Genomic DNA, 25,898 nt, shown 5'->3' on the forward strand with positions numbered 1-25,898 from the left:
ATCACCCCCGCTCGCCCTGGTGGCTCCACTCGAAGAAGTAGCCGCAGGCAATGAGGAGTTGCTTGACCCGCTGGTACGCGGCGCCCTTGACGCCGACCCGCAGCGCGAGTGCGCTGAGTGGCTTGCCGAGTTCGCCGGCGGGGAGCCCCTGGATGTACAGGAGCAGGATCTTGGCGTCGTTGTTCAGACGCGGATGGCGCACGACATCGTGCGAAGCCTTGGTGAAGCGCCGGGTGGGCGCGATAGCATGCCGGAACATCCCGGTGGGACCTGTTCTTCCACTTGCGGTGAAGGTCCTCGGTTGGTGTCGTTAGCACCGCCGGGGACCGCTCCGTCCATGTTTCTTACGGAGCGTGATGACGCGGTTACCGTATCGCACGGAATATGCGGTCCGCCATCTCCTTCAGCAACTCCGCTCCCATGAACGGCACTTCCCCGGGCGTCAGTCCGGTACGGGCGACCCGCCGTCGCACGGATGCCCTTGCATCGAGCGCGCTCGAAGGCGTTGGCTGTACGTCCATGAAGTACACGCAGCTCGGACGCACGGGCCTCAAGGTCAGCCGACTCGTCCTCGGCACAATGAACTTCGGCCCCCAGACCAATGAGGCCGACAGCCACACCATCATGGACGCCGCGCTCGCCGCGGGCGTCAACTTCTTCGACACCGCCAATGTCTACGGATGGGGCGCCGACAAGGGCCGCACCGAGGAGATCGTCGGGTCCTGGTTCGCCAAGGGCGACGGGCGCCGCGACAAGGTCGTCCTGGGCACCAAGGTGTTCGCGAACATGGCGGAGGGCGACCCGTGGCCCAACCACGACCGCCTGTCCGCCCTCAACATCCGGCGCGCGGTCGACGCCAGCCTCAAGCGGCTGCAGACCGACCACATCGACCTCTACCAGTTCCACCACATCGACCGTCACACCCCCGTCGAGGAGATCTGGCAGGCGATCGACGTCCTGGTCAAGCAGGGCAAGGTCATCTACGCGGGCTCGTCGAACTTCCCCGGCTGGAAGATCGCCCAGGCCAACGAGGCGGCCCGGCGGCTCGGCTCGTACGGCCTGGTCAGCGAGCAGTGCCTGTTCAACCTCGCCGAGCGCCGCGCCGAGATGGAGGTCATCCCGGCCGCGCAGGCGTACGGCCTCGGGGTCATCCCGTGGTCGCCTCTGCACGGCGGTCTGCTGGGCGGCGTGATCCGCAAGGAGAGCGAGGGCGGTTCGGCCCGCGCGGCCACCGGCCGGTCGGCGGAGGCTCTCGCGAACACCAAGGTGCGCGCGCAGATCCAGGCGTACGAGGACCTGGTCGCCAAGCACGGCCTGGAGCCCGGCGAGGTGGCCCTGGCCTGGCTGCTCACCCGGCCCGGCATCACCGGGCCCATCGTCGGCCCGCGTACCTCGGACCAGCTGGCCTCGGCGCTGCGCGCGATCGAGCTCGGGCTGCCGGAGGAGATGCTGGAGTCGCTGGAGGAGATCTTCCCGGGTCCCGGCCCGTCCCCCGAGGCGTTCGCCTGGTAGGACGGCCCGCCGCATGCGTCGCGGCGGCGGACCCGGCCGGTCAGCCGCCGACCGCGGCCGCCACCGCGACGACGACGAAGAGCAGTACGAGCACGCCGGCCATGACCTGGTTTCTGATTTTGGGGTCCACCCGCCGAGCCTAACGGCCGAGGGACACCCCTGGGTCAGTGCCCCAGCGCCCAGGCCGCCACCGTCTCGTACCGGGGCTCCTCGGCGCGCACCTCGGCGGCCGGCAGGTTGCTGCGTACGAGCGCGAGCTCCCCCACCGTCCACCCGGCGCCCTCGAACCCGCCGAGGGCCGCGACGTACGGCCGCAGGTCGGTTTCCCCCGTGCGGCTGCGGGCGACCGTCAGGTGTGCCCGGTACGTGCGGTGCTCCTCCATCGTCACTCCGGCCCGCCGCGCCGCCGCGTCCGCGCGCTCCGCGAGCCGGCGCATCGGGTCGAGGCCGCCCGAGGCACCGGCCCACAGGGCGCGCTGCCCGAAGTGGCCGCCGGAGTCGATGCGCAGCGGGAAGGGCTCCTGGCGGGCGGCGGCCCGGCCGAGGTGCTCCTTGACGGCGGGGAGCAGCGCGTCGTCCACCTCGCCCAGGAAGGCGAGGGTGAAGTGCCATCCGGCGCGCGCGGTCCAGCGCAGCTCGTCCGCGTCGGGCAGGGTCTGCAAACGGTCCACGGCGAGGCCGAGTTCGTCGACGGCTCCGGCGGGTGGCAGTACGGCGGCGAAGAGTCTCATGCGCACAGTTTCGGTGATCGGGCGGTGTCGGGGGCCGGGCTGTGTGGGGGAAAGGACACGCGAGTTCAGGGGAACGGACACGCGAGTTCAGGGGAACGGACACGCGCAGGGCCCGGACGCGGGGACGGTTTCCAGGGTGCGTCCGGGCTCTGTTCCGCGATGCGCGGCGGTGTCAGGCCACCGTCGCGAGCTCCTTGGGGCGTACGCCCTCGCGCTGCACCACGTTCACGTGCTGGTGTCCGCGCCGCAGGTCGATCTTCAGCCGCAGGCCGCCGAGCCGGGCCAGCACGATCGCGATGACCAGGCCCGCCGTCAGGGAGATCAGGCCGCCGGTGGCAAAGCCGATCCTGGCGCCGTAGGTGTCGGTGACCCAGCCGAGCAGCGGTGCGCCCACCGGCGTGCCGCCGACGAAAACCATCATGTACAGGCTCATCACCCGGCCGCGCATCGGCGGGTCGGTCGCCATCTGGACGCTCGTATTGGCGGTGATGTTGACCGTCAGGCCGATCATGCCGATCGGCACGAGCAGCAGCGAGAACAGCCACAGCGATGTCGAGAGCGACGCGGCGATTTCGAGCAGACCGAAGGCCATCGCGGCTGCCACCAGCATCCGCAGCCGCGAGGAGCGGCGACGGGCGGAGAGCAGTGCGCCGGCCAGTGAACCGGCCGCCATCAGGATGTTGAAGAACGAGTACAGACCGGCGCCGCCGTGGAAGACCCCGTCGGCGAAGGCACTGAGCCAGATCGGGAAGTTGAAGCCGAAGGTGCCGACGAAGCCGACGAGGGCGATCGGCCAGAGCAGGTCGGGGCGGCCCGCGACATAGTGCAGGCCCTCCCTGAGCTGGCCCTTGCCGCGCTGCACCCGCTCGACCTTGTGCAGCTCACCGGTGCGCATCAGCAGCAGGCCGACGATCGGGGCGAGGAACGACAGCCCGTTGAGCATGAAGGACCAGCCGCTGCCGACGGTCGTGATGAGCACACCGGCGACGGCGGGGCCGATCAGCCGGGCGGACTGGAAGTTGGCCGAGTTGAGGCTGACGGCGTTGCGCAGCTGGTCGGGGCCGACCATCTCGGACACGAAGGACTGCCGGGCCGGGTTGTCGATCACGGTGACCATGCCGAGCAGGAACGCGATCAGGTAGACGTGCCAGACCTGGACGTGCCCGGTGAGCGTGAGGGTCGCGAGTGCGACACCACACAGGCCGAGAGCGGCCTGGCTGAAGAGCAGCAGCAGGCGCTTGGGGTAGCGGTCGGCGATGACACCGCCGTACAGGCCGAAGAGCAGCATGGGCAGGAACTGGAGGGCCGTGGTGATGCCGACGGCCGCCGCCGACCCGGTGAGGTCGAGGACCAGCCAGTCCTGGGTGATGCGGGACATCCACGTACCGGTGTTGGACACGACGGCGCCGGTGGCGAACAGCCGGTAGTTGCGGATCTTCAGGGACGAGAAGGTCCCGGTCCCTTTGGGCTTTGATGTGGTGGAATCCGTGTCGTGGTGGGTGTTCGGTGCGGGGGCGGAGTCTGCTCCGGGTCCCGTACTCAAATGTGGTTCGCCTCCTTGGCGGCGCGCGGGGTCGTATGCGGTCAGCGGGGTGCTGTCAGAGATGCGCGAGCTTCTCCAGGACGGGGGCCGCAGCGCGCAGCTTCGCCCATTCGTCCTCGTTCAGACCGCTGGTGAGTCCGGCCAGCCAGGCGTTCCGCTTGCGGCGGCTCTCTTCGAGCATCGCCTCGGCGGTCTCGGTCTGGCTGACCACCTTCTGCCGGCGGTCGTCGGGGTGCGGCTCCAGTCTGACCAGCCCCTTGGCTTCGAGCAGCGCCACGATCCGGGTCATCGACGGCGGCTGCACATGCTCTTTGCGGGCCAGCTCACCGGGGGTGGCCGAGCCGCAGCGGGCCAGGGTGCCGAGGACCGACATTTCGGTCGGGCTCAGCGATTCGTCGACGCGCTGATGCTTCAGGCGTCGGCCCAGCCGCATGACGGCGGAGCGCAGGGAATTCACGGCGGCAGCATTGCCATCGTGGGGCAGGTCAGACATGTTCGTTAGCCTAACTCATTACCCACGCTAAATACCACCCGATTGCAGTGGGACATGAATAATCACCCGTACGAGTGAGTTGACTCCGAAAAGTGACGTACCGCCGGGGCAGCTCCCGCGACCCTGTTCCTCATGGGATCGACAGTGCTCAGCCTGCGGATAGACGGCGAGTTGCTCGGCCGCCTCCGGGACCATGCCGCCAAACGCGGAATGAGCGTCCAGGACTATGTGGTCCGAACGCTCATTCGCGACGACTTCGACGAACGCTTCAAAACAGCGGTCGACGAGACGGAGAAGTTCTACGGGGCCGCCTGAGGCCCGGGTCCGGGCCTGCGGGCGGCCGGCCTGTTGGCGGCCCGCCTGTTACGTCAGGTGTTACGTCAGGCCGAGCGCCGGCATCAGGTAGTAGAACGCGAACACCGCCGAAACGGCGTACATCGCCACCGGCACCTCACGCCCGCGCCCGGCCACCAGACGCAGCACGCAGAAGGCGACGAAGCCGATACCGATGCCGTTCGTGATCGAGTACGTGAACGGCATCATCACCATGGTCAGGAACGCCGGAATGGCGACCGTGTGATCGTCCCAGTCGATCGCGCGGATCGAGCCGGACAGGATCAGGAAGCCCACCGCGACCAGCGCCGGAGTGGCCGCCTGCGACGGGACCATGGTGACCAGGGGCGTCAGGAAGAGGCCTACGGCGAACAGGCCGCCGGTGACGATGTTCGCGAGGCCGGTGCGCGCGCCCTCGCCGACACCGGCGGTGGACTCCACGAAGCAGGTGGTGGCTGAGCTGGAGGTCGCGCCGCCCGCGGCGACGGCGATGCCGTCGACGAACAGCACCCTGCTGACGCCCGGCAGGTTGCCCTTCTCGTCCAGCAGCTTCGCCTCGTCACTGACGCCGAGGATCGTGCCCATCGCGTCGAAGAAGCAGGACAGCAGCACGGTGAAGACGAAGAGGACGCCGGTCAGCAGACCGACCTTCTCGAAGCCGCCGAACAGACTGAGCTCGCCGACCAGACCAAAGTCCGGACTGGCCACCGGGTTGCCGGGCCACTCCGGGGTGGTCAGACCCCAGCTCGCGACATCCGCGACCGCGTTGACGATCAGCGCGAGCACGGTCATCACCACAATGGAGATGAGGATCGCGCCGGGCACCTTGCGCACCAGCAGCGCGAGCGTGAGCAGCGTGCCGAGGACAAAGACGAGGACGGGCCAGCCGTTGAGGTGGCCGTCGCCGCCGAGCTGGAGCGGGACAGTGGTGTGCGCGGCGTCCGGGATGCGCGAGACGAAGCCCGCGTCGACCAGGCCGATCAGCATGATGAACAGGCCGATGCCGATCGCGATGCCCTTGCGCAGGCTGAGCGGCACCGCGCTCATCACGCGCTCGCGCAGTCCGGTCGCGACGAGCAGCATCACGACGAAGCCGGCCAGCACGACCATGCCCATCGCGTCGGGCCAGCTCATCCGGGGTGCGAGCTGGAGCGCGACGACGGTGTTGACGCCGAGGCCGGCGGCGAGGGCGATCGGCACATTGCCGATGACGCCCATCAGCAGCGTGGAGAAGGCCGCGGTCAGCACGGTGGCGGTGACCAGTTGGCCGCTGTCGAGCTGGTGCCCGTACATGTCCTTCGCGCTGCTCAGGATGATCGGGTTCAGCACGATGATGTACGCCATCGCGAAGAAGGTCGCGAGTCCGCCGCGGATCTCACGCGGGATGGTGGAGCCCCGCTCGGTGATCTTGAAGTAGCGGTCGAGACCGCCGGACGGCTCCGGAGGAGACGGCGGCTGCTGCTTGGCGTCGGCCGGAGCCGTGGCCGAGGGGGACATGCGTGACCTCATGCGGGGAGAAGGGAGCGCGGTGCGGGGAGCGCCGGGGACGGTCGGCCTTGGATGCTCCTTGGATGTTCTGACGAACAAATCCAGTCAGGCGCAAGCAGTTTCAGTATGAACACATAAGGCAAAGATCGCTATCTCCGCGCGTAGACCCATGGGCCACCTGATCCGAGGGGCCGCGTCGAGGCGCCGCCTACACTGTCCCCATGGCGAAGTGGACCCCCAAGCACGAGGCACCCGAGGCCCTTGAGGGGCCCGTTGTCAGCACCGTCGTCGGCGGGACGATCCTCTGGTTCGCCCTTTTCCTGGTGCAGCTGCCGTTCTATGGCTGGTTCGACGACCGCGGCTGGACGTGGTGGGTGTGGTGCTGCCTGGCCGGGGCCGGGCTCGGACTGATCGGGATCTGGTACGTCCGGGGGCGCGAGGCGGCGTTGCGGCGGGCGGCGGAGGCGGACGCGGAAGCTTTTGACGCGGGCGCCTCGGCGGCGGGCGACACCGAAGCGACGGCTCCGGACGCGTAGGGCGGTGCGGGTGCGGTACGTGCGGCCGGTAGGGCGGTGCGGGTTGCCTGCGGCGCTTGTCCCCTACCCGCCCCCGCACCCCCCGGCGCTCGTACGACCCCCGGATGACCCCCGCCATATCCCCCGTCCTACCTCGGGCCGATCTTCCGCACCGCAGCCCCCAATCCACCCCACTCGACGGGTAAACCCGCACATCCCGCCGTACCGTCGAACCCATGGACCAGCGGCCGAAGACCGACACGGACAGCAGCGGCACAAGCGGGCCCATGATCGACGCGGGCGTCGAACTCGACCCCGTGCACCCCGCGTCCCTGCCCCCGTCCGCCCGCCACCCCACCCCACCGGCAACGCCGGCCGGGCTGACCACCACTGAGGTCGCCGAGCGGGTCGCCCGCGGTGAGGTCAACGACGTACCGGTACGCAGCTCGCGCAGCCTCACCGAAATCGCCCGGGCCAACGTCTTCACCCGCTTCAACGCGATCATCGGCGTGCTGTGGGTGATCATGCTTTTCGTCGCACCGATCCAGGACAGCCTCTTCGGCTTCGTGATCGTCGCCAACACCGGCATCGGCATCATCCAGGAGCTGCGCGCCAAGAAGACCCTCGACGGGCTCGCCCTCATAGGCGAGGCCAAACCGACCGTCCGCCGCGACGGCATCGCCGCCCGGATCTCCACCTCCGAGATCGTCCTCGGGGACCTCATCGAGCTGGGCCCCGGCGACAAGGTCGTGGTGGACGGCGAGGTCATCGAGGTCGACAGCCTGGAGGTCGACGAGTCGCTCCTCACCGGCGAGGCCGACCCCGTACTCAAGCAGCTCGGCGACCAGATGATGTCCGGCAGCTTCATCGTCGCGGGAGGCGGCGCGTTCACCGCCACCCGGGTCGGCCGCGAGGCCTACGCCACGCAGCTCGCCGAGGAGGCGTCCCGCTTCACGCTCGTCCACTCCGAGCTGCGCAGCGGCATCAACACCATCCTCAAGTACGTCATGTGGCTGATGATCCCGACCTCGATCGGCCTGATCATCAGCCAACTGGTCGTCAAGGACAACGACTTCAAGAACTCCCTCGCGCGGACCGTCGGCGGCATCGTGCCGATGATCCCCGAGGGGCTCGTACTGCTCACCTCGGTCGCCTTCGCCGTCGGCGTGATCCGGCTCGGCCGCAGGCAGTGCCTCGTGCAGGAGCTGCCCGCGATCGAGGGCCTCGCGCGCGTGGACGTCGTATGCCTCGACAAGACGGGCACCCTCACCGAGGGCGGCATGGATGTCACCGAGGTGCGGGTGCTGGCGGACTCCGGGGTCCGGGAGGCGTACGTACACACCGTGCTCGGCGCCCTCGGCGCGTCCGACGCGCGGCCGAACGCCAGCCTCCAGGCGATCAAGGACACCTACCCGGACAACGCGGAGTGGCGCTGCACCGATGCGCTGCCCTTCTCCTCCGCCCGCAAGTACAGCGGCGCACGCTTCGAGGAGCCCGAGGGCCCGACCAGCATCTGGCTGCTCGGCGCACCCGACGTACTGCTGCCCGACGGCGACCCGGTGCTCGACGAGATCGAGCTGCTCAACCGGCAGGGCCTGCGCGTCCTGCTCCTCACCCGTGCCACGAAGGAGCTCGACCACCCGCACATGACCGACGGGACGCGCGCCACCGCCCTGGTCGTCCTGGAGCAGCGGCTGCGCCCCGACGCCGCCGACACTCTGCGGTACTTCGCCGACCAGAACGTCATCACCAAGGTCATCTCCGGCGACAACGCGGTGTCGGTGGGAGCGGTCGCCGCCAAGCTCCATCTGCCGGGCGCCGAGAACACCGTCGACGCCCGTACGCTGCCCGTCGACCGGGACGCGATGGCCGAGGCGCTGGAGGGCAACTCGGTGTTCGGCCGGGTCACCCCGCAGCAGAAGCGCGACATGGTCGCGGCCCTTCAGTCCAAGGGCCATACGGTCGCGATGACGGGCGACGGCGTCAACGACGTCCTGGCGCTCAAGGACGCGGACATCGGGGTCGCGATGGGCGCGGGCTCGGAGGCGACGCGGGCCGTGGCGCAGATCGTGCTGCTCAACAACAGCTTCGCGACGCTGCCTTCGGTGGTCGCGGAGGGGCGCCGGGTCATCGGCAACATCACCCGGGTCGCCACGCTCTTCCTGACGAAGACGGTCTACTCGGTGCTCCTTGCGATCCTGGTGGTCTGCTCCCAGGTGGAGTACCCGTTCCTGCCGAGGCATCTGACGCTGCTGTCGACGCTGACAATCGGCATCCCGGCGTTCTTCCTCGCGCTGGCCCCCAACACGGAGCGCGCACAGCCGCACTTCGTGCGCAGGGTGATGCGGTACGCGATCCCGAGCGGCATCATCGCGGCGACCGCGACGTTCTGTACGTACCTGCTGGCCCGGTCGCACTACTCGGGCCCGGACGCGCTGGCCGCGGAGACGAGCGCGGCGACACTCGCGCTCTTCCTGGTCTCCATCTGGGTCCTGGCGATCATCGCCCGCCCGTACACATGGTGGCGTATCGGGCTGGTCGCCGCGATGAGCCTGGGTTTCCTGATCGTGCTGGTCGTGCCGTGGCTGCAGGACTTCTTCGCCCTGAAGCTGGTGGGCACGACGATGCCGTGGGCCGCAGTGGGCATCGCGGCGGTGGCGGCGGCCGGCCTGGAGCTGGTGTGGCGCTGGGTCGGCCGCCGCTTTCCCGCGTAGCGGGGGTGGTTCAGTGGTGACTGACCGGACTAGCGCACGTCGAGGTAGTCGCCTGCGGCGGCAACCGGGGTCGACGTGGACGAACCCGTGTAGTTCCAGCGCCAGTAACCGTCCTTGACGGCCGTGACGGTGGTCTTCAGGTTGCCGATGGCGTTCGTCTTCACCGTCTTGACGGTGGAGTACGTGCTCGTGCCCGCGGCGCGGAACTGGAGCTGCGTCGGCTGGGCGCTGTAACCGGCGTACTGGAACGTGTCCCAGCTGGCACGGGCCAGCTTGCCCGTGACCGTGATCGGCTTGCCCTTCCGCACGGGCTCCGGGGCGGCGTTGGCCGTCAGCGTGGAGGCGCGCAGGACCTTGGTGGTGCCCGCGACGTTCTTGGCGACGTGGTCGCCGTCGTTGCCGATGGCGTAGACCCACAGCTTCCAGGTGCCCGCGGTGCTGTTGGACATGCGCGCGGGGTCGACGACGATCGTGTACTTGCAGGTCGTGGTGGTGGCGTTGACCTCGGTGCAGGTACCGGTCGGGCTGTTCGGCTGGAAGATGCCGAGCGCGTTGTTCGTGGCGTCGGCGCCGGGCCCGTTCCAGAGGAAGGAGTGGGTCTCGTACATCCCCTCCGGGTCGGTGGCCGTCACCTCCGCGGTGATGGTCTTCCGCGCGGTGGTGCCGAGCGACAGGCTCTTGCCGCCGTTGACGACCACCTTCGTGATCTTGGTGTCGCCCGCCGAGCTGTCACCGTCGCTCGGAGCCAGGACGGTCAGAGCCGCAGCCTTGGACTTCGGTGCCTCGTCCGCCTGCGCGGCCGGTACGCCAAGAGCTGTCAGAGCCAGGACGCCGGTCACGGCGGCCACAGTGGCGCGTATGCGCAATGTATTTCCCCACGTGGAAGCGACCCTGCCGCGTTCCCCCCGGCAGGATCTTAAAATGTTGACCAAAGTGTATGGAGTATGTGGAGGATCAGTAAACCGAGTTCTTCGGGCGGGCCCTCAGTCGAACCAGCGGTCCCGTTCCATCTCGTCCGTACGCGACGAGTCCTCAAGCAGCGCCGCCACCTCGAAGCGGCGCGGCCACTGCCCCGCCGACCAGGCGAGAGCCGCGGCCACACCCTCAAGGGTGGCCGCGTGGACAACTCCGTCCGGGGTGCGGCGCCAGTCCAACTCGACGCCGCCGGCCAGCAGTTCCTCGTGTTCGAGGTACGTGGCCGGGGTGCCCGCGCCGAGCAGTGTCAGCACCGCTTCGGGGACCTCGCGCATCGTGCCCTGCGAGGTGACCTCCGCGTCCGCCGACTCGCTCAGCCTGCGCACCTGGAAGAGCTCGGCCAGGTCGGCCGCGCGGGACGGGGCCACCGGGAGCAGTGCCAGGCCCGAGGTGAGCGGCAGCAGGTCGGGGGCGTCGGCGACCACCGCGTCCGCCGCGTCGACCACCCGCAGCTCACCGTCCACGACCGCGCGCAGCTCGTCCGGGAGCGTCACCTGCTCGGGGTCGAGGTCGGCCAACATGCCGTACAGGGCGTGCAGTTGGCGCGGGCCGACGGTGCGGGCCGGGTCCGCGAGGCGGCCCAGGAGTTCCGCCGCGCCGCCGGGCTCTTCGAGCAGGGCGGCGACGGTGGTCCGTACGCCGAGGGCCCGCAGGACCTGCTCGTCGTCAAAGCCGGTCGCGTCCGCCGGGGTGTAGAGCCCGTCGAGCAGCGGGTCGCTGCCCGCCGCGCGCAGACCCGCGGGACGGCGCCCGCCGAGCACCGGGTGGTCGCGCAGCCACCAGGCGGTGTACGGGCGTACGGTCTGCGTCGTCCCGTCCGGCAGCAGGACCCGCACTGGCTGGGTCAGCGCGTCGCGCAGCGGCGGCTTGGCGAGCAGTGCCAGGGCCTGCGGCCAGGCGTCGTCGTCGACCATGTCCAGGTCCCGTACGGCGACGAGTTCGGTGACGACCGGCGGCACGGACGTCTCCGGCAGCTGGTCGACGACGTCCTCGCACCACACGTCGACGGCGTCAAGGAGACCCGCGTCGTCGGGCTCGGCGAAGTCGCCGTCGCGCGGCTCGAACTCGTCGGGGTCGAGGACGACATCCGTGGTGCGTACGAGTGCGAAGTTCGCCAGGACTCCGCAGGCGGTCAGCGGCTGCTCGCCCCAGCGGTCGGCGAGTTCGGTGTCGCACAGGGCCAGCTCGCCCTGGCGCATGATGGCGGCGAACGGGCTGCCCGGCAGCACGAGTTCACCGGCGGGCGACAGCTCGCCGTCCTCGTCGGGCAGGGCCAGCGCCCCCAGCCACGGCTCGTCGCCGGGGGCGAGGTTGGCGTCCCGTACGAGCGCGAGCACGGTCTCGGCCAGCTCCTCCGCGTCCGGGGCGTCCTCGTCCCACAGCGCGTGGTCGTCGTCCAGCGAGGCGGCCACGGCGGCCCGCACCTGCGGGGTCGTCAGGACGGCGCGCGGGGTCGCGGGCAGCGCGCCGAGCTTCTCCAGGAGCGGGTGGGCGGCGTCGGGGTGGGCCACCTTCAGGCCGAGGCGGCCGAGCTGCTCGGCGCCGGTCGTGTTGGACTCGTCCGCGCCGGAGCCCGGCAGCGGGAGCAGGACCTGGCGGGGGCCCATGACCGTACGGCCACTGGCGAGCGGTACCGGCAGCCCGGACAGGTGGTCCGGGTCGACGCCGGCCAGGGAGTCGTACAGCCGCCGCCACCAGGACGGTTCGCGTTCGGCGCCCGCGATGCGCTCGATGGCGTCGCCCAGCGGCAGCCGGCCGACGCCGAGGGTGCGCAGCTCCGCGCGGCGCTCCAGACCGGCGGGCAGCAGCGTCGGCAGGACCTCGGCCATCACCCGCACGGTGTCGGCGCCCGCGCCCACCAGGACCTCCGCCTCGAACGGGCGCAGCGCGGTGAGCTCGTCGGACGGTGCGGCCGGGATGGCCGGGATGGCCGGGATGGCCGGGGCGAGGAACGCGACGCGCGGCAGCCGGTCGATGACGGCGGCCCGCAGCGCGCCGTCCAGCTCGCCCTTGCCGAGCGGGCCAGGGACGAGATCGACGGTGCCGACGGACACCGGCTGCCAGGCGGCGAGCAGTTCGGCGTACGCGTCGGCCGCGCGCTGCACGAGGAAGTCGGTCAGCGGGCCCGGCGCGGGGTGGCGACGGGCGGTGTCCAGCGGCAGGGACGCGATCAACAGGGCCGGTACGCCGAGGGGTTCGTCGGTGGGGGTCGGCGCGTGCACGACGGGCGCGGTACGGGGGCGCTCCGGTGAGCCTTCGCCGTCCACCGGGACGGCCCAGGTGACCGACCAGTGGGGGCGCAGCCGCTCCTCGACGGGGCGGTCCGCCAGCAGGGCGGGCTCCAGGGGGCCGGTGCGGGTGACGGTGCGCCAGCGCGTGATGCGGGCCGTTTCGCGACCGCCGGCGTCCTCGATATGGACGTAGTCGTCCTGCACGGAACGGGTCAACGTCCGGATGCCTTCGGGCGTTTCGACGACCACGTCGGCGAGTCCCGGCAGGGTCAGCAGCAGTGCGTCGTCGATGCCGTCAAGGAGGCGCTCGACGAGGTCGACAGCAGCGCCGTCGCGCAGCGGCAGGACCACGACGGTGTCGTACCCGTCGGGGGCGGTGCCCTCGGCGGGCAGCGGAAGCCGCAGCAGGGGTACGTGGCCGTCGCGGCGCCGCAGCTCGTCGGCGAGGCCGTTGCCCGCGGCGACGGCCGCTTCCTGGGCCAGCTCGCGGGCCTCGGCGAGGGACCAGCGGACGCCGCCGTGCCGCCCGAGGACGGCGGGCTCGTCACTGACGGCCAGAACGGCGGCGAACCCGACGCCGAAGCGGCCGACGGTCGCCCCGGCGGCATCCTCGGCCTCGCGCTTCGCGGACGCGCGCAGGGTGCTGAGGGACTCCACGCCGACCGCGTCGAGGGGGGCGCCGGTGTTGGCGGCGGCGAGGACCGCCGGGGCGTCGGCGGTGGCCGGGCGCAGGGTGAGCCGGAGGCGGCCGGTGACGCGGGCGCGGGCCGCGGCGTCGGCGGCGTTCTGGGCCAACTCGACGACGAGGCGGTCGCGGTAGCCGCCGAGGGCGAGGTCCTCCTCGGCGTTGGCGTCCTCACGGAAGCGGGCGGGGCTGGCGCGCCACGCGTCGAGTACGCCGCGCCGCAGCCGTGCGGTGCCGAAGGGGTCGGCTTCGTCGGTCGCCCTGACGCTCACGCTTGTCTCCGCTTCTGCTGGTTCACGATGTGCGGGCCGAACGTATCGCGCGGGAGTGGGCGGCGGTGCTGTGCGGGGGCAAGCCCCGGACGCCTTACGGGCGTGTCCTCAAACGCCGGACGGGCTGAAAGAGTCTTTCAGCCCGTCCGGCGTTTGAGGACCGGGGTCTGGGGCGGAGCCCCAGTTCGGGAAGGGGCGGGTCGGGGAACAAGCCCCGCGCAGCGGCCCACGCACCCGCACCCAGGCCCCGCCCCCCTCAGGAGTGCCCCAGCTCCTCAGAAGGCGCGTCCGGGGTCTCCGACACCGAACCGCCCTCCGGGTCCGGGCGCAGCGTGAACGCGTCCGCCCCCATCGAGTCCAGCACATGCACCGGCCGCAGCGGCGTCGGCATGACCGCCGCTTCCGAGTGCCCGCCGCAGCCGTACGCGAGGGACACCACTCGCCCGTCAGCCGGCGAGAACTCGTTCGCGCACACCCCGAACGCCTGCCGCAGCGACCCGGCCAGCGGCACCAGGAACGCGCACGACACACACGTCGCGGGCGCGGCCTGCGCCATCGGCGTCTTCGCTCCGTACGCCTCTTCCCAGCGGTCGGCCGCGATGTGCAGCCCGTAGCGCGAAAGGACCCGTGCGCGCCGCATGCCCAGTTCTTCGGCGACCGCCGCGATGGAGCCACGGGTCGGTACCCGCGGCAGTGTGGCGGGCGAGCCGCCCTCGACCTCGGCGTCCTCCGCCTCGACGAGCTCGGCCATCTCGTCCGAGAGGGGCGAGTCCGGCGGCGGGCCATCGTCGCCCGTGTAACCGGGCTCCAGGCGCAGATCCTCCGCCTCGGTGGGCAGCAGGTCGCCGGGTCCCATGTCGCCGGGCCGCAGCCGCTCGCTCCACGGCACCCACTCGGGGGCGAGCAGCGAGTCGGTGCCGGGCAGCAGCACGGACTCGTTGATGGTGACGAGCTTCGCGCGGGACGCGCGGGCCACGGTCACTGCCCAGTGCCAGCCCCGGTATCCCGGTTCTTTCGCCTCGAAGAGGTGGGTGACGACCCGGTCACCCTCCGTGAAGTGGGCGAGGTGCTCGCCCACCACACCGGGGAAGGCAGCCTCTTCGGCGGCCTCACGGGCGAGGTCTACCGCCTCGGCGCACAGGCGGTCAGGGGTTCGGCTTCGCGTCGTCGCAGCACTCACAGGTCTCGCTTCTCTCCTACGCCGTCTCACGGGTGCGCCAACGGATGCCCGTACGAGGTACGAGATACGAGGTACGGGCTGCGGGCGGAGCGGACCAAAGGGCCGCGTCGACGTCCGCGCCCGACCTGTCTCGGTCTCGGGCGCACTTTCTGTCACCCATTCTGCGGGATGACGGAGAGGCGCGCGGCCGAGGACAACCGCCGGTGGCGCGCTACGCACGCTACCCCCTCCGCCGCCCCCGGCCCACACGCACGCCGCCTTTGCCGGACTTCGGGCCCAGGAAAGCCCGCGAGTGCCCGGAATGCCCGTACGAAACAGCCGTCCGAACGCCTCGCCGACAAGCGCCGGCAAGCGACGACAACACGACGAGAAACCGAAAGCCACCCGCCCGCCCAACCCGGAACAGGCGATTTTGCGCCATTGCGCCGCTTGGGCGACTCCCCCGGCCGTCCCGGCCGCCGCGCATTTGGGGCAGCACGTCCGGCTCGCCGCATCCGGTGCGCCGTATTGCCATTCATGGCGGGGGGCTTGGGGCACTATGACGGAGTGGTTGCCGCAAACCGGTCCGACGGATCCGGTCCACTGCGCCGAGCGGGCCGGTCGGTGGGTCGTGCCCTGCACCTGCCCTTCTCCGGTACGGCGAAGGGGCTGCGCCGGGTCACCCACGCGCACGGCGCGGGCGAGTCGGGCCTCGGAAAACTGATCGAACTGCACGCCGTGAACGGCGCGGGCGACGTCATGATCACCATTGCCCTGGCGTCCACCGTCTTCTTCTCCGTACCCACGGACGAGGCACGCGGCCGTGTCGCGCTCTACCTCGCGGTCACCATGGCGCCCTTCACCCTGCTCGCCCCGGTGATCGGCCCGCTCCTGGACCGCATCCCGCACGGCCGCAGGGCCGCGATGGCCGCCGCGATGCTGACGCGCGCGCTGCTCGCGCTGGCGATGTCGGGCGCGGTGGCGACGGGCGGCCTTGAGCTCTATCCGGCGGCGCTGGGCGTCCTGGTGTCGTCGAAGGCGTACGGAGTGGTGCGCAGCGCCGTCGTACCGCGCCTGCTGCCACCACGGTTCTCGCTGGTCAAGGCGAATTCACGGGTCACTCTGGCCGGGCTGCTCGCGACGGGCGCGGCGGCGCCGATCGGCATCGGGCTCCAGCAGCTGGGGCCCGCGTGGCCGCTGTACGGGGCGTTCGCCCTGTTCATAGTGGGTACGTTCCTGGCGTTCACCCTGCCGCACAAGGTCGACTCGTCGAAGGGCGAGCGCAAGGCCATGCTCCTGGAGCACGGGCACGCGCCGCGCCGGCCCGGCCTGCGCACGGTGGGGCCCTCCGTACTGCACGGCCTGCAGGCGAACGCGGCGCTGCGCAGCCTCTCCGGGTTCCTGATCTTCTTCCTGGCGTTCCTGCTGCGCGAGCATCCGCTGTCCGGGCAGAGCGCCGCCGTGTCCCTGGCGGTCGTCGGTATCTCGGCGGGCGTGGGCAACGCCTGCGGCACGGCCATCGGCGCCGGGCTCAAGTCGCGCGGCCCGGAGCTGATCATCGCGACCGTGCTGGCGGTGACACTGGGCGTGGCCATCTGCGCGGCGCTGTTCTTCGGCGGGCTGATGGTGGCGGTACTCGGCGCGACGGCGGGCCTGTGCCAGGCGCTGGCCAAGCTCTCGCTGGACGCGCTGATCCAACGCGACGTGCCGGAGGAGGTACGTACCTCTGCCTTCGCCAGGTCGGAGACGCTGCTCCAGATGGCCTGGGTGGTGGGCGGTGCCATCGGTATCGCGCTGCCCCTCAACGGCGCCCTGGGCATGTCGGTCGCCGCGGGCCTGCTCGCGACGGGGGTGGTGCTGTCCGTACGGGGGCTGCTGACCGCGGCCAGGCGCGGTCAGTCGCGGCCACGCGTGGCGTGAGGCGTTCCGGAGCTCCGGCGGGTGGGCCGGATTCGCACAGTGCGGCGCGGCACGCCGCACCCCCGCGTCGCGGGAGCACGACCGCCCGATAGCCTTCGGCCCATGACCGTTGCGCTTCTTTCCGGTAAGGGCCGCCGCACCGCCGCCGTCCTCGGTGCCGTTTCCGCCGGACTCCTTGTCCTGTCCGCTTGTGACAAGCCGACGCCAATGGCGACCGTGACGGTCGGCTCCGACTCGGTGAATACCGAGGCGAACTGCTACAACGACGGCGACGCGATCAAGGAGTCCCTGCTCCAGGGCTGCTTGACCAAGAAGGCCGGGAAGACCATCAAGGTCGGCGTGGACGACAAGGTCCGCTTCGGCGTCGACCCGGACATCGCCGACCACGGCTGGACGCTCTTCATCAACGGCCAGCCCGCCGAGCAGGAGCCGTACAAGAACAGCTACCGGTCCATCCCGGGCAGCGCCTTCTTCACCCCGCAGCAGCAGGCCCAGCCGGGCGCCCCGACGCCGCCGGCGCCCAAGGAAGCCCAGGTCAGCATCGTCGAGACGGCGGGCAAGAAGCTCACCGGCATCTGGCACTTCAAGCTGGAGAAGACCTCCTGACCGGGAGCACCACCTGATGCGAGTACTTGTCGTGACCGCGGTCCCCGCCGAACGGGACGCGGTCACGCGCGCGTGGGAGCCCGACGCGCCGACGGTTGCCGACACTGTCACCGTCGATGTGATCGCCGCAGGTGTCGGGCCCGCCGCGGCTGCCGCGGGCGCCGCGACCGCGCTGACGAAGCACCCGTACGACCTGGTGATCTCCGCCGGTATCGGCGGCGGGTTCCAGCCCGTGGCGCCGCTCGGGTCCCTCGTGGTCGCCGACGCGATCGTGGCGGCCGACCTGGGCGCCGAGACCCCCGACGGCTATGTCCCGGTGACCGGGCTCGGCTTCGGCACCGTGCAGCATCTGCCGCCCGCCGCGCTGGTACGGGCCGTGGCCGACGCCACCGGCGCGGTCACCGGCACGGTACTGACCGTCTCCACGGTGACCGGCTCCGCCGCCCGCACCGCCGAACTGCTCGCCAGGCACCCGGACGCCGCCGCCGAGGCGATGGAGGGCTTCGGGGTCGCCGAGGCCGCCGCGCTGCACGGGGTGCCCGTCCTGGAGATCCGCGCGGTGTCCAACGCCGTGGGGCCACGCGACCGGGCGGCCTGGCGCATCGGTCCTGCACTGGCCGCGCTCACCACGGCATTCGGAAAGCTCGTGCCCGTACTCAAGGGTTGGGAACAAGAACATGACTGACGCGCTGCACATCGCCTACTCCCCCTGCCCGAACGACACCTTCACCTTCGACGCCCTGGCCCACGGCCGGGTGCCGGGCGCGCCCGCGCTCGATGTGACCTTCGCGGACATCGACATCACCAACGGCATGGCGGAGCGCGGGGAGTTCGACGTGCTCAAGGTGTCGTACGCGGTGCTGCCGTGGGTCCTTGAGGAGTACGCGCTGCTGCCCTGCGGCGGGGCGCTCGGGCGCGGCTGCGGACCGCTGGTCCTGACGCGCGAACCCGGCGTGGACCTGACCGGCAAGCGGGTCGCCGTACCGAGCGAGCGCTCGACGGCGTATCTGCTGTTCCGGCTGTGGGCAGCGGAGGCGGTGCCCGGCGGGGTCGGCGAGATCGTTGTGATGCCCTTCCACGAGATCATGCCCGCGGTCCGCGACGGCAAGATCGACGCGGGCCTGGTCATCCACGAGGCGCGCTTCACCTACCAGGACTACGGGCTGCACTCCCTCGCCGACATGGGCGAGCACTGGGAGGCCACGACCGGCCTGCCGATCCCGCTGGGCGCGATCATCGCCAAGCGCTCGCTGGGCGCGGAGCGGCTGCGGAATCTGGCCGAATCCGTGCGTACGTCGGTGCGGATGGCCTGGGACGACCCGGAGGCATCGCGCCCGTACGTCCTGGGGCACGCCCAGGAGATGGACCCGGCGGTGGCGGACCAGCACATCGGGCTGTACGTGAACGAGTTCACGGCGGACCTCGGCGAGGACGGCTACGCGGCGGTGCGGGGCCTGCTGACGCGGGCGGCGGCGGAGGGTCTGGTCCCTGCCCTGGGCCCGGACGCGCTGCGCTTCGTGTAGTGCGCTCCGGCTCGGCTCAGCCCAGCGGCAGTTCGGCCAGCATCACGGCGCACACCGGGGAGTCGGGGAAGGGCTGACGCTCGCCCACCTTGCGGAACCCCCACGACTCGTACAGGGCCTGCACCTTGGGGTGCTCGGTGTCGACCAGGAGGACGGCGAGGTCCTCGTCCCGGCGGTCGAGCAGCCCTCGGGTGAGCCGCTCGGCCGCTCCGGCCTTCCGCCACTTCGTACGGACCGCCAGCTCGGAGTAGGAGAACGTCCGGCTGTTCTCCGGCGCGGTATCGAGGTGCTCGCGCCACCACTCGCGCCGGGGAGTCGCCGGGGCTCCGTACGCGAAGCCGACGGCTTCGTCACCGTCGTAGGCGATCACACAGGCGAAGTCCGGGCTCCCACCCCAGTGGTCGACGAACCAGGGGAAGCGTTTCTTGAACTCGTCATCCGTCGCGTCCGCATAGGCGTCGGCGTGGACATCGATGATCGCCTGCCGGATCTGCGGCAGGTCTTCATGGGTGAAGTGTCGGAGGTTCAGGTCGGCGGCGATCAAGCTCGGCTCCATTCGGATCGATAGCGGTCTCCCCACTCTCGCGCGACGGCGGCGTTCGGCGCGAGCACTCTTTCGCGATTCCGGGTTGACCTCTGGCGCCACCACCCCCAGCATGACTACTGGACCAGTCCACTAGTCAGGGGAAGAAGCCATGGCACTGCCCAAGTACGACCAGATCGCAGGCGACTTGCGCGGCAAGATGGTGCGCGGCGAACTCGCACCGGGACAGAGCTTGCCCTCTGAGCGGGAGCTGACGGAGCGCTGGAACGTCTCGCGAAGCACCGTCGTCAAGGCACTGGACGTCCTCCGCCAGGAAGGACTCGTGGAGACCCGGCAAGGCACGGGCTCCACCGTCAAGGAGCGAACTCCCTTGGCCCGTACGGCAGGCGAGCGGTACGCGACCTCGGTCGCCACCGGCAACATCTACACGGCCGGCGAGTACGCGGAGATCGTGTCCGCCGAGATGGTCGCCGCTCCGCAGGAAGTGGCCACGGGGCTCGGCATCGAGGTGGGCGAGAGCGTCGTCCGGCGCCACCGCGTCACCTTCGAGGGCGAGACGCCCACCGCCACCTCGTATTCATGGTTCACCGCCGACGTGGCCGAAGCGGCTCCCCGACTGCTCCAGCGTGAGCGGGTCCGCGAGGGCACCACACGTTACGTGGAAATGCAGACCCGGCGGCGTCCGCACACCGGCCGCGACTGGTGGACTTCCCGGCTGGCCACGGACGAGGAACTGGAGTTGCTCCGCCTGGACGGGCCGGCTGCCGTCGCCGAGGCTCGTCACGTGGCCTACGACACCGAGGGGCGCGCGCTGACGTACGAGGTCGGCATCACCCCGTCAGGCCGCTGGTCGCGGACGGAAGAATATTCGATGACCAGCTGAATGGCCGTCAATTCTCGCACGAGCCCCCACCGTTGGCGGGGGCTCTTTCGTGTGCGCCCCTTGACCTGACTGGTCCACCGGTGGACCATTCCACCACGGGGCGTTCCGTGGGGAACGCCGACAGTAGCCCCAGGGGGCACCATGCCCAAAGAGGTCAGTCAGCGCGATGCCCTTACTGCTACCCCACGCCCCACAGGGCACCCCGGTTACTCCCAGACGCTGCCTCGCGAGCCCGAAAGTGCGGGAGTGGCCCGCCAGTTGGCGCGTACCGCACTGGCTGCCTGGGGCCAGGACGGGCTGGTCGAGGACGCCGTGCTGATCATCACCGAGCTGGTGTCCAACGCGGTCGACCACGCCGGTTTCGGCTCGATCAGGGTCATCGTCTCGCGGCCGTCCGAGACGTTCATCCGCATCGGTGTCGTAGACCGTTCCCGCGCCCTCCCGCACATGCGGACGGACTCCAATGGCGACCAACTCCGGGGCCGTGGGCTCCTGATGGTTGATGCGCTGACCGAGCGGTGGGGGACGGACCTGCACCGCTGGGGCAAGCAGGTCTGGGGCGAATTGAAGTGCGACGGCCCGCTCTGACTCCCGTCCCTCACCACGGGTAACCCATAACGTCGCGGCGGTGCTGACCGGGGCCCGCTCGCTCATCGCGATCAGTGAGTGGGTCGCGGTTGCTCCGCAGCATGTCCTGGGCGCTCTCGGCTTCGGCATTGCCCGTTTTAGGCGAAGGCCTTCTTCCAGGCCATCCCGCCGAAGACGAACACGAAGAACACGTAGCCGGTGTACAGGGCCCAGATCAGCAGCATCCCGCCCCACTCGCCCCACGTCGCGGCCACCCCCATCACGGTGAACAGCGCCAGAAGAGCAAACGCCAGTCCGGCTCCGGGCCAGAAGTCGGAGCGCAGACCGTCATAGCGCCGGAAGGCCGCCACCACGCCGACGACCTCACCGACCAGCAGCAGCGGCACCAGTGCCAGCCGGGTGCCGAACGTCAAGAACAGCCCATCCGGCTCCTGCGAGAACCCCCACAGCATGGTCGTCACCGTAGCGAGCAGCCACGGCACCACGGCCACCCAGATGACCAGCGGAAGCACCACACGCCTGACCGACATCACAGCAGACCCCCGAACAGGTATCTCGATCACGAAACCCACAGTACCCTCGGCCCCGGCTCCCCCGGCTCCCGCCCGGCCCCGCCACAACGCAAGGGGCCCGGAAGCGTGGGACTGTCCAATCAACGGCTCTGTCCCGTAATCGGTGGTAACGAAGAGTGACGGTTGTCGTTGGCATGGTGTGCGCGATGTCAATGAGCTTGTGGCGGTGGTGTTTTCAGGGTTGTCGGCCCTGGTCATCGAGGGGGTGACGGGCGAGGCTGAGTTCATCCGGGTGTCGGCGCGGACCCGGGACGATCCGGTGCCGTGCCCCGCGTGCGGGACGCGAACAGCACGGGTGCACGGGTTTCATGGGCGGGTGCTCGCGGACGTTCCGGTGGACGGACGGCGGATCGTCGTTTCGGTGCGGGTCCGCCGCCTGGTGTGCCCGGTTCTCGGCTGCCCGCGGCAGACGTTCCGCGAGCAGGTTCCCGGCGTCGTGGAGCGCTACCAGCGCCGCACCAACCGCCTGACCAACCAACTGAACTCGGTGGTCAAGGAGTTAGCGGGCCGGGCGGGCGCCCGCCTGTGCCGCGTTCTGGCCTGCGCGATCTCCCGCTCGACCGCCCTGCGCATGCTCATGTGCCAGGTGGTGACGCCGCTGCGTGTCCCGCGCGTGCTCGGCGTCGACGACTTCGCACTCAAACGCCGGCACCGCTACGCCACCGTGATCATCGACGCCGAGACCGGCGAGCGGATCGACGTCCTGCCCGACCGTACCGCCCAGACCCTGACCGCGTGGCTGCGCGCGCATCCCGGGGCCGAGTACGTCTGCCGCGACGGCTCCGCCACCTACGCCGAAGCGATCCGTCAAGCCCTCCCCGAAGCGGTACAGGTCAGCGACAGATGGCACCTCTGGTCCAACCTGTGCGGCAAGGTCCTGGCCGAAGTCCGCTCCCACGCCGCCTGCTGGGCCACCGCTGTGAACCCCACCCGCCCCGGGGGCGTGCGCGAGCAGACCACCCGCGAGCGCTGGCAGCGGGTCCACCATTTGCTCGACCAGGGCGTCGGCCTCCTCGAATGCGCCCGCCGCCTCGATGTCGCCCTGAACACCGTCAAGCGGTACGCCCGCATGAAGGAGCCCACCGGCGACCGCCGCGCACCCCGCTACAAGCCCACACTCGTCGACCCCTACCGCGACCACCTGCGCCGACGCCGAAGCGACGACCCGGCTGTGCCCGTCACTCACCTCCTGCGCGAGATCAAGGAGCGGGGCTACACCGGCAGCGCCAACCTCCTGGTCCGTTACATCACTCAAGGCCGCGCCGAGGGCGACAAGCCAGTCACCACCCCGCAGCGTTTCGCCCGCCTCCTGCTCACCCGCCCCGAGAACCTGCGCGACAAGGACACCGCACTACTGCGGGAACTGACCAAGGCCTGCCCCGAGATGAGCGAACTCGCCCGCCTCACCGGCGAGTTCGCTCAGCTACTGGCACCTGCGGAAGGCAACGACACCAAGCTCACCAACTGGATCGCCACGCTTCGCGCCGCCGGCCTGCCCCACCTGCACTCCTTCGCGAACGGCCTCGAACTCGACCGTGCCGCCGTCGATGCCGGCCTCACCCGCCCGTACCACAACGGCCGCACCGAGGGCGTCAACACGCGAACCAAGCGGATCATGAGACAGATGCACGGCCGAGCCGGGTTCCCCCTGCTCCGCCACCGCATCCTCCTCCAATGATCACCACACAGCGTTACCACCGATTACGGGACAGAGCCCAATCAACGGTGTAACTGAGGTTGTTGAGGTGGGAAGTGTCCGCGCGCTTTGACTGCCCGGCGGATTCGGGCGTTGAGGGACTCGATGGCGTTGGTGGTGCAGACGATTCTGCGGATCTCGGTGTCGAACCGCAGGAACGGGGTGAATTCCTCGCAAGCCGAAACGGTCCGCCAGATGGACTGGCGGACCGTCATTCTCCTGTATGGCTGAGGTGGTTCACGGGCCTGGGTGCTGCCCTACCGGGCGCCGGTAGAAGGGGTTCTTCGGGCAGCTCCAGGCGGGCCAGTCGTGCTCCCCTTCCTGGGACAGCTCCATGGGATGACGGTGGCCGGTGTGACATGTCGGCCATACGGCGCCGGACAGGAGCTGGGCGTTCTCCAGGATGGCCGCCTGTGTGAAGAAGGCGACCGACCAAAGGGCCATGCTCGGGGATTCCGTGCTCAGTTCCTCATCGAATTCCAGTGTCCCCACTTTCACCCCGCTGACGACTAGCACCCTCCAGGCGTCAGGCACCCCGGGTGCTCCGTGGAGGAGGCTGCTGGTGAGCCCGCAGGCCTCCAGGTCATGGGCGAGAGGGGCGAATACTTCTTCAGGGGACAGCGGCACGGGGACCCTCCGGGTGGATCAAGCGCTGAAGCGGCAGTTGACGAACCGGGCCCCCCGGCTTGGGCTTGCTGACGGACTTTCAGGTCCACAGGAAGGACACTTCGCCGGCCTCCCGACCCCGCCCTGGCGGCAGCCCGCGAGATGACGGAAGCCCCGGTCGTCCTTCAGCGGACGGTCGGGGCTTCGTAGGGCCCGTCGGGCGTTCGCGGACCGGCGTCACACGTCCAGGCGGACCGGCGTCACACATCCAGTTGGTCCGCCACCGCTCTCAGGAGGCTCGCGATCTGCTTGCCCGCCGCCTTGTCCGGGTAGCGGCCGCGCTCCAGCATCGGTGTGATGTTCTCCAGCAGCGTCGTCAGGTCCTGCACGATCGACGCCAGCTCGTCCGGTTTGCGGCGCTGCGCCGCAGCGACCGACGGGGTCGGGTCGAGGATCGTCACGGACAGCGCCTGGTCACCGCGCTGGCCCGCCACGACGCCGAATTCGACGCGCTGGCCGGGCTTCAGGGCGTCGACTCCGGCAGGGAGCACCGACGAGTGAACGAAGACGTCGCCGCCGTCGTCGCGGGAGAGGAAGCCGAAGCCTTTCTCCGAGTTGAACCACTTCACCTTGCCGCTGGGCACGTCTGTCCTCGTCCTCGTACTCGTCGGGTCCCGGCCGCACCGGGAAGCGGGAAAACGGCTCTGGATAGCACTGCAGCGGGTCGCAAGACCCGCTCTCACCAAGGCTAATGGTCCAGAGGCTGGTGACAAGACGTCGCCGGATTGTTCCTCCGGGCAGGGAACTACCCTGGGCGGGTGAGTAATGAAACCCCGTCGGCCAAGGCCGACTCAGGCGACCGACTGGTCCGGGTCGGCGCGATCGTTTTCTTCATCGGCGCACTGGCCACACTGGTCACAGTGGCCCCGCTGTTTCTGGGCACGGACCCGTTCCCGCCCGTCGCGTACGCCGTGTGCATGCTGATGGGTCTCGGCTTTGTCATTGCCGCGGCCGGAGTGCTGCAGTCGATCGCCGTGCAGCGGCGCCAGGCCCGCGCGGTGCAGTAGGACGTCCAGTACGGAGTCGATCAGTGTCATGTCGAGGTCGAATCCGACCGTCGGGGGACGCTTTGTCGTGGAAGCCGTGGAAGCCGTGGAAGCCATGGAAGCCATGGGGCCATTGTGCCGACCCTGCTGAACGGCCCCCGCCCCTTCACTTAGCCAAGCCTTACCCGCGTACGCCCGACCCCCGGCTACCGCCTCCGCGCCCGCCACACCAGGTACAGCGCGGAGGCGACCGCGGCGGCCCGCAGGACCACCGGCCATGTTCCCGACAGCGCCTCCCCCATCGCGTCCTTGGCGATCGGCTCGCCCCACCGCCCGTCGAACCGGCCCCACAGCCAGACCGCACCGCCCGTAGCGACCAGGCCCGGCAGGCCGAGCACGATCCACTTCGCCTCGGCGCGGCTGATCCTGCGCGAGGCGTAGGCGAGCAGCCAGCCGCCGCCGAGCACGATCAGATTGCCGATGGCGGCGCCAGCGACGAGCAGGGCGGCGGCCGTCAGGAGCAGGACGTTGGCGCGCGGGCGCAGCACCTCGGCCTCGGTGACGACCGCGACCCGGCGACGGCGGAAGACCCGACGCCTGCGGCGCGGGACGTCGTCCTCGTCCGTTACGTCGTCCTCGTCGCCCTCGGTGTCACTGTCCTCATCCTCGTCCGCGTCGTCCTGCGAGGGCGGGGGCTTGAGTATTTCGGGGATCTCCACGCCGCCCACGAATCCGGGCACCGAGATGCCCGCCCCGAACGGGCCCGGTTCCACCCGCCACCAGTCGGGCTCGCTGCCCTGCGGGCCGAGCTCGTCGGTGCCTGCGAGGTGCGGCGGCGACGCGGCCGTCGAGGAGGCCGTCGACTCGACGGGCTCCTCCGTGTCCGCTGTCCTACGCGGCCCGGGGATCCGGCGGGTCCGTCCAACACGCCCCGCCCGGCCCGACTGCTTGTCCCGCTGCTCCGGCAGCGTCACCGGCTTCGTCGCAGGTCCGGGCAGGGTCCCGGCCGCCGCGGCCTGCACGAGCTCGCCGGGTGATCCCATTCTGCCGATGATCCGCCGCACCGTGGCGGGGCTGTCCGTGCCATGCTTCGACCGCTGGTGGTCGATCTGGTCACGCAGGGTCGCCACCAACCGCATCCGTGTCCCCGAGGGCAGCTGATGTTGCTGAGCCAGGTCGCCGACCCGGCTCAGAAAGTCGTAGACGAGCTGATCGCTCTCGATCCCCACCGGCGGTCCGTCCCCTCACCCTCCATCTGTCCTG

Annotated in this window: 25 protein-coding genes and 1 pseudogene; 12 read left to right on the plus strand and 14 right to left on the minus strand. The window is 70.4% G+C overall.

Annotated elements, in window-relative coordinates; all coding sequences use genetic code 11:
- Position 1: 1 nt before the first annotated feature.
- Complete coding sequence (locus ABCR94_RS01335) at positions 2 to 259, minus strand: hypothetical protein (RefSeq protein WP_347117087.1); 258 nt, start codon at positions 257 to 259, stop codon at positions 2 to 4.
- A gap of 260 nt (positions 260 to 519) precedes the next feature.
- Between ABCR94_RS01335 and ABCR94_RS01340 the strand changes: the two genes are divergently transcribed.
- A complete protein-coding gene (locus ABCR94_RS01340; protein ID WP_347117088.1) occupies positions 520 to 1,512 on the plus strand; it encodes an aldo/keto reductase in 993 nt (330 codons plus the stop codon).
- 164 nt (positions 1,513 to 1,676) lie between these two features.
- On the opposite strand, the gene thpR is transcribed toward ABCR94_RS01340, so the two are convergent.
- From thpR to ABCR94_RS01355, 3 genes are all read right to left on the minus strand, one after another.
- The gene (thpR, locus tag ABCR94_RS01345; RefSeq protein WP_347117089.1) at positions 1,677 to 2,243 is read right to left on the minus strand and encodes an RNA 2',3'-cyclic phosphodiesterase; all 567 of its coding nucleotides are present in this window, start codon (positions 2,241 to 2,243) and stop codon (positions 1,677 to 1,679) included.
- Between the two features lie 172 nt (positions 2,244 to 2,415).
- Complete coding sequence (locus tag ABCR94_RS01350; RefSeq protein ID WP_347117090.1) at positions 2,416 to 3,786, minus strand: MFS transporter; 1,371 nt, start codon at positions 3,784 to 3,786, stop codon at positions 2,416 to 2,418.
- A 55-nt stretch (positions 3,787 to 3,841) separates the two neighbouring features.
- Positions 3,842 to 4,279 carry a MarR family winged helix-turn-helix transcriptional regulator gene (locus ABCR94_RS01355; protein WP_347117091.1) on the minus strand — a complete coding sequence of 146 codons (438 nt, stop codon included), beginning with the start codon at positions 4,277 to 4,279 and terminating at the stop codon, positions 3,842 to 3,844.
- 132 nt (positions 4,280 to 4,411) lie between these two features.
- On the opposite strand from ABCR94_RS01355, the gene ABCR94_RS01360 reads away from it, so the two are divergent.
- A complete protein-coding gene (locus ABCR94_RS01360; RefSeq protein ID WP_283521775.1) occupies positions 4,412 to 4,594 on the plus strand; it encodes a ribbon-helix-helix protein, CopG family in 183 nt (60 codons plus the stop codon).
- Positions 4,595 to 4,654: 60 nt separating this feature from the next.
- Here ABCR94_RS01360 and ABCR94_RS01365 read toward each other — a convergent pair whose 3' ends face one another.
- A complete protein-coding gene (locus ABCR94_RS01365) occupies positions 4,655 to 6,109 on the minus strand; it encodes an NCS2 family permease (protein WP_347117092.1) in 1,455 nt (484 codons plus the stop codon).
- Between the two features lie 212 nt (positions 6,110 to 6,321).
- Here ABCR94_RS01365 and ABCR94_RS01370 point away from each other — a divergent pair, with 212 nt between their 5' ends.
- Together ABCR94_RS01370 and ABCR94_RS01375 are read left to right on the plus strand one after the other, a co-directional pair.
- Positions 6,322 to 6,636, plus strand: a complete 315-nt coding sequence (locus tag ABCR94_RS01370) for a DUF2530 domain-containing protein (protein WP_347117093.1) — start codon at positions 6,322 to 6,324, stop codon at positions 6,634 to 6,636.
- A 215-nt stretch (positions 6,637 to 6,851) separates the two neighbouring features.
- Complete coding sequence (locus ABCR94_RS01375; RefSeq protein ID WP_347117094.1) at positions 6,852 to 9,329, plus strand: HAD-IC family P-type ATPase; 2,478 nt, start codon at positions 6,852 to 6,854, stop codon at positions 9,327 to 9,329.
- Positions 9,330 to 9,358: 29 nt separating this feature from the next.
- On the opposite strand, the gene ABCR94_RS01380 is transcribed toward ABCR94_RS01375, so the two are convergent.
- The 3 genes from ABCR94_RS01380 to ABCR94_RS01390 all read right to left on the minus strand — a co-directional run bounded on the left by ABCR94_RS01380 (position 9,359) and on the right by ABCR94_RS01390 (position 14,672).
- On the minus strand, positions 9,359 to 10,168 hold the full coding sequence (locus ABCR94_RS01380) for a calcium-binding protein (protein WP_347117095.1): 810 nt from the start codon (positions 10,166 to 10,168) through the stop codon (positions 9,359 to 9,361).
- A 144-nt stretch (positions 10,169 to 10,312) separates the two neighbouring features.
- The gene (locus tag ABCR94_RS01385; protein WP_347117096.1) at positions 10,313 to 13,492 is read right to left on the minus strand and encodes a sacsin N-terminal ATP-binding-like domain-containing protein; all 3,180 of its coding nucleotides are present in this window, start codon (positions 13,490 to 13,492) and stop codon (positions 10,313 to 10,315) included.
- 256 nt (positions 13,493 to 13,748) lie between these two features.
- A complete protein-coding gene (locus ABCR94_RS01390) occupies positions 13,749 to 14,672 on the minus strand; it encodes a DUF3027 domain-containing protein (protein WP_347117097.1) in 924 nt (307 codons plus the stop codon).
- 516 nt (positions 14,673 to 15,188) lie between these two features.
- Between ABCR94_RS01390 and ABCR94_RS01395 the strand changes: the two genes are divergently transcribed.
- The 4 genes from ABCR94_RS01395 to ABCR94_RS01410 all read left to right on the plus strand — a co-directional run bounded on the left by ABCR94_RS01395 (position 15,189) and on the right by ABCR94_RS01410 (position 18,700).
- Positions 15,189 to 16,571 (plus strand): MFS transporter, encoded by a 1,383-nt coding sequence (locus tag ABCR94_RS01395; RefSeq protein ID WP_347117098.1) that lies wholly within the window; start codon positions 15,189 to 15,191, stop codon positions 16,569 to 16,571.
- A gap of 102 nt (positions 16,572 to 16,673) precedes the next feature.
- On the plus strand, positions 16,674 to 17,177 hold the full coding sequence (locus ABCR94_RS01400) for a DUF2771 domain-containing protein (protein ID WP_347117099.1): 504 nt from the start codon (positions 16,674 to 16,676) through the stop codon (positions 17,175 to 17,177).
- Positions 17,178 to 17,193: 16 nt separating this feature from the next.
- Positions 17,194 to 17,862 (plus strand): futalosine hydrolase, encoded by a 669-nt coding sequence (locus ABCR94_RS01405; protein WP_347117100.1) that lies wholly within the window; start codon positions 17,194 to 17,196, stop codon positions 17,860 to 17,862.
- On the plus strand, positions 17,855 to 18,700 hold the full coding sequence (locus ABCR94_RS01410) for a 1,4-dihydroxy-6-naphtoate synthase (protein WP_347117101.1): 846 nt from the start codon (positions 17,855 to 17,857) through the stop codon (positions 18,698 to 18,700). Before ABCR94_RS01405 ends, ABCR94_RS01410 begins: the two co-directional genes overlap by 8 nt.
- Positions 18,701 to 18,716: 16 nt before the next feature.
- Here ABCR94_RS01410 and ABCR94_RS01415 read toward each other — a convergent pair whose 3' ends face one another.
- A complete protein-coding gene (locus tag ABCR94_RS01415; protein WP_347117102.1) occupies positions 18,717 to 19,256 on the minus strand; it encodes a GNAT family N-acetyltransferase in 540 nt (179 codons plus the stop codon).
- Positions 19,257 to 19,395: 139 nt separating this feature from the next.
- On the opposite strand from ABCR94_RS01415, the gene ABCR94_RS01420 reads away from it, so the two are divergent.
- Positions 19,396 to 20,127, plus strand: coding sequence for a GntR family transcriptional regulator (locus ABCR94_RS01420; RefSeq protein ID WP_347117103.1), 732 nt, complete (start codon positions 19,396 to 19,398; stop codon positions 20,125 to 20,127).
- Between the two features lie 141 nt (positions 20,128 to 20,268).
- A complete protein-coding gene (locus tag ABCR94_RS01425) occupies positions 20,269 to 20,715 on the plus strand; it encodes an ATP-binding protein (protein ID WP_347117104.1) in 447 nt (148 codons plus the stop codon).
- Between the two features lie 137 nt (positions 20,716 to 20,852).
- Here the strand turns inward: ABCR94_RS01425 and ABCR94_RS01430 are convergent, their stop codons facing one another.
- Positions 20,853 to 21,245 (minus strand): hypothetical protein, encoded by a 393-nt coding sequence (locus ABCR94_RS01430; RefSeq protein ID WP_347117105.1) that lies wholly within the window; start codon positions 21,243 to 21,245, stop codon positions 20,853 to 20,855.
- Positions 21,246 to 21,426: 181 nt separating this feature from the next.
- Here ABCR94_RS01430 and ABCR94_RS01435 point away from each other — a divergent pair, with 181 nt between their 5' ends.
- Positions 21,427 to 22,965 (plus strand): ISL3 family transposase, encoded by a 1,539-nt coding sequence (locus ABCR94_RS01435; RefSeq protein ID WP_521975949.1) that lies wholly within the window; start codon positions 21,427 to 21,429, stop codon positions 22,963 to 22,965.
- 50 nt (positions 22,966 to 23,015) lie between these two features.
- On the opposite strand, the pseudogene ABCR94_RS01440 reads toward ABCR94_RS01435, so the two are convergent.
- The 3 genes and pseudogenes from ABCR94_RS01440 to ABCR94_RS01450 all read right to left on the minus strand — a co-directional run.
- Positions 23,016 to 23,168 (minus strand): annotated as a pseudogene (locus tag ABCR94_RS01440) (transposase); the annotation flags it as partial.
- Positions 23,169 to 23,220: 52 nt separating this feature from the next.
- Positions 23,221 to 23,427: a hypothetical protein gene (locus ABCR94_RS01445; protein ID WP_347117106.1), complete on the minus strand. Its 207-nt coding sequence runs from the start codon at positions 23,425 to 23,427 to the stop codon at positions 23,221 to 23,223.
- A gap of 422 nt (positions 23,428 to 23,849) precedes the next feature.
- Positions 23,850 to 24,233: a cold-shock protein gene (locus tag ABCR94_RS01450; RefSeq protein ID WP_347117107.1), complete on the minus strand. Its 384-nt coding sequence runs from the start codon at positions 24,231 to 24,233 to the stop codon at positions 23,850 to 23,852.
- Positions 24,234 to 24,407: 174 nt separating this feature from the next.
- On the opposite strand from ABCR94_RS01450, the gene ABCR94_RS01455 reads away from it, so the two are divergent.
- Positions 24,408 to 24,656 carry a hypothetical protein gene (locus ABCR94_RS01455; RefSeq protein ID WP_347117108.1) on the plus strand — a complete coding sequence of 83 codons (249 nt, stop codon included), beginning with the start codon at positions 24,408 to 24,410 and terminating at the stop codon, positions 24,654 to 24,656.
- Between the two features lie 185 nt (positions 24,657 to 24,841).
- Here ABCR94_RS01455 and ABCR94_RS01460 read toward each other — a convergent pair whose 3' ends face one another.
- Positions 24,842 to 25,864, minus strand: coding sequence for a hypothetical protein (locus ABCR94_RS01460; RefSeq protein WP_347117109.1), 1,023 nt, complete (start codon positions 25,862 to 25,864; stop codon positions 24,842 to 24,844).
- Positions 25,865 to 25,898: the final 34 nt, after the last annotated feature.

Source organism: Streptomyces changchenzhani, from assembly GCF_039766235.1.
GTDB lineage: Bacteria > Actinomycetota > Actinomycetes > Streptomycetales > Streptomycetaceae > Streptomyces.

Coding starts and splice junctions, on each gene's coding strand:
- ABCR94_RS01430 (WP_347117105.1), bottom strand. CDS start 21,245: ATGTCGGTCAGGCGTGTGGTGCTTCCGCTGGTCATCTGGGTGGCCGTG.
- ABCR94_RS01425 (WP_347117104.1), top strand. CDS start 20,269: ATGCCCAAAGAGGTCAGTCAGCGCGATGCCCTTACTGCTACCCCACGC.
- ABCR94_RS01370 (WP_347117093.1), top strand. CDS start 6,322: ATGGCGAAGTGGACCCCCAAGCACGAGGCACCCGAGGCCCTTGAGGGG.
- ABCR94_RS01420 (WP_347117103.1), top strand. CDS start 19,396: ATGGCACTGCCCAAGTACGACCAGATCGCAGGCGACTTGCGCGGCAAG.
- ABCR94_RS01400 (WP_347117099.1), top strand. CDS start 16,674: ATGACCGTTGCGCTTCTTTCCGGTAAGGGCCGCCGCACCGCCGCCGTC.
- ABCR94_RS01360 (WP_283521775.1), top strand. CDS start 4,412: ATGGGATCGACAGTGCTCAGCCTGCGGATAGACGGCGAGTTGCTCGGC.
- ABCR94_RS01415 (WP_347117102.1), bottom strand. CDS start 19,256: ATGGAGCCGAGCTTGATCGCCGCCGACCTGAACCTCCGACACTTCACC.
- thpR (WP_347117089.1), bottom strand. CDS start 2,243: ATGAGACTCTTCGCCGCCGTACTGCCACCCGCCGGAGCCGTCGACGAA.
- ABCR94_RS01355 (WP_347117091.1), bottom strand. CDS start 4,279: ATGTCTGACCTGCCCCACGATGGCAATGCTGCCGCCGTGAATTCCCTG.
- ABCR94_RS01405 (WP_347117100.1), top strand. CDS start 17,194: ATGCGAGTACTTGTCGTGACCGCGGTCCCCGCCGAACGGGACGCGGTC.
- ABCR94_RS01375 (WP_347117094.1), top strand. CDS start 6,852: ATGGACCAGCGGCCGAAGACCGACACGGACAGCAGCGGCACAAGCGGG.
- ABCR94_RS01410 (WP_347117101.1), top strand. CDS start 17,855: ATGACTGACGCGCTGCACATCGCCTACTCCCCCTGCCCGAACGACACC.
- ABCR94_RS01395 (WP_347117098.1), top strand. CDS start 15,189: ATGGCGGGGGGCTTGGGGCACTATGACGGAGTGGTTGCCGCAAACCGG.
- ABCR94_RS01335 (WP_347117087.1), bottom strand. CDS start 259: ATGTTCCGGCATGCTATCGCGCCCACCCGGCGCTTCACCAAGGCTTCG.
- ABCR94_RS01445 (WP_347117106.1), bottom strand. CDS start 23,427: ATGGCCCTTTGGTCGGTCGCCTTCTTCACACAGGCGGCCATCCTGGAG.
- ABCR94_RS01340 (WP_347117088.1), top strand. CDS start 520: ATGAAGTACACGCAGCTCGGACGCACGGGCCTCAAGGTCAGCCGACTC.
- ABCR94_RS01365 (WP_347117092.1), bottom strand. CDS start 6,109: ATGTCCCCCTCGGCCACGGCTCCGGCCGACGCCAAGCAGCAGCCGCCG.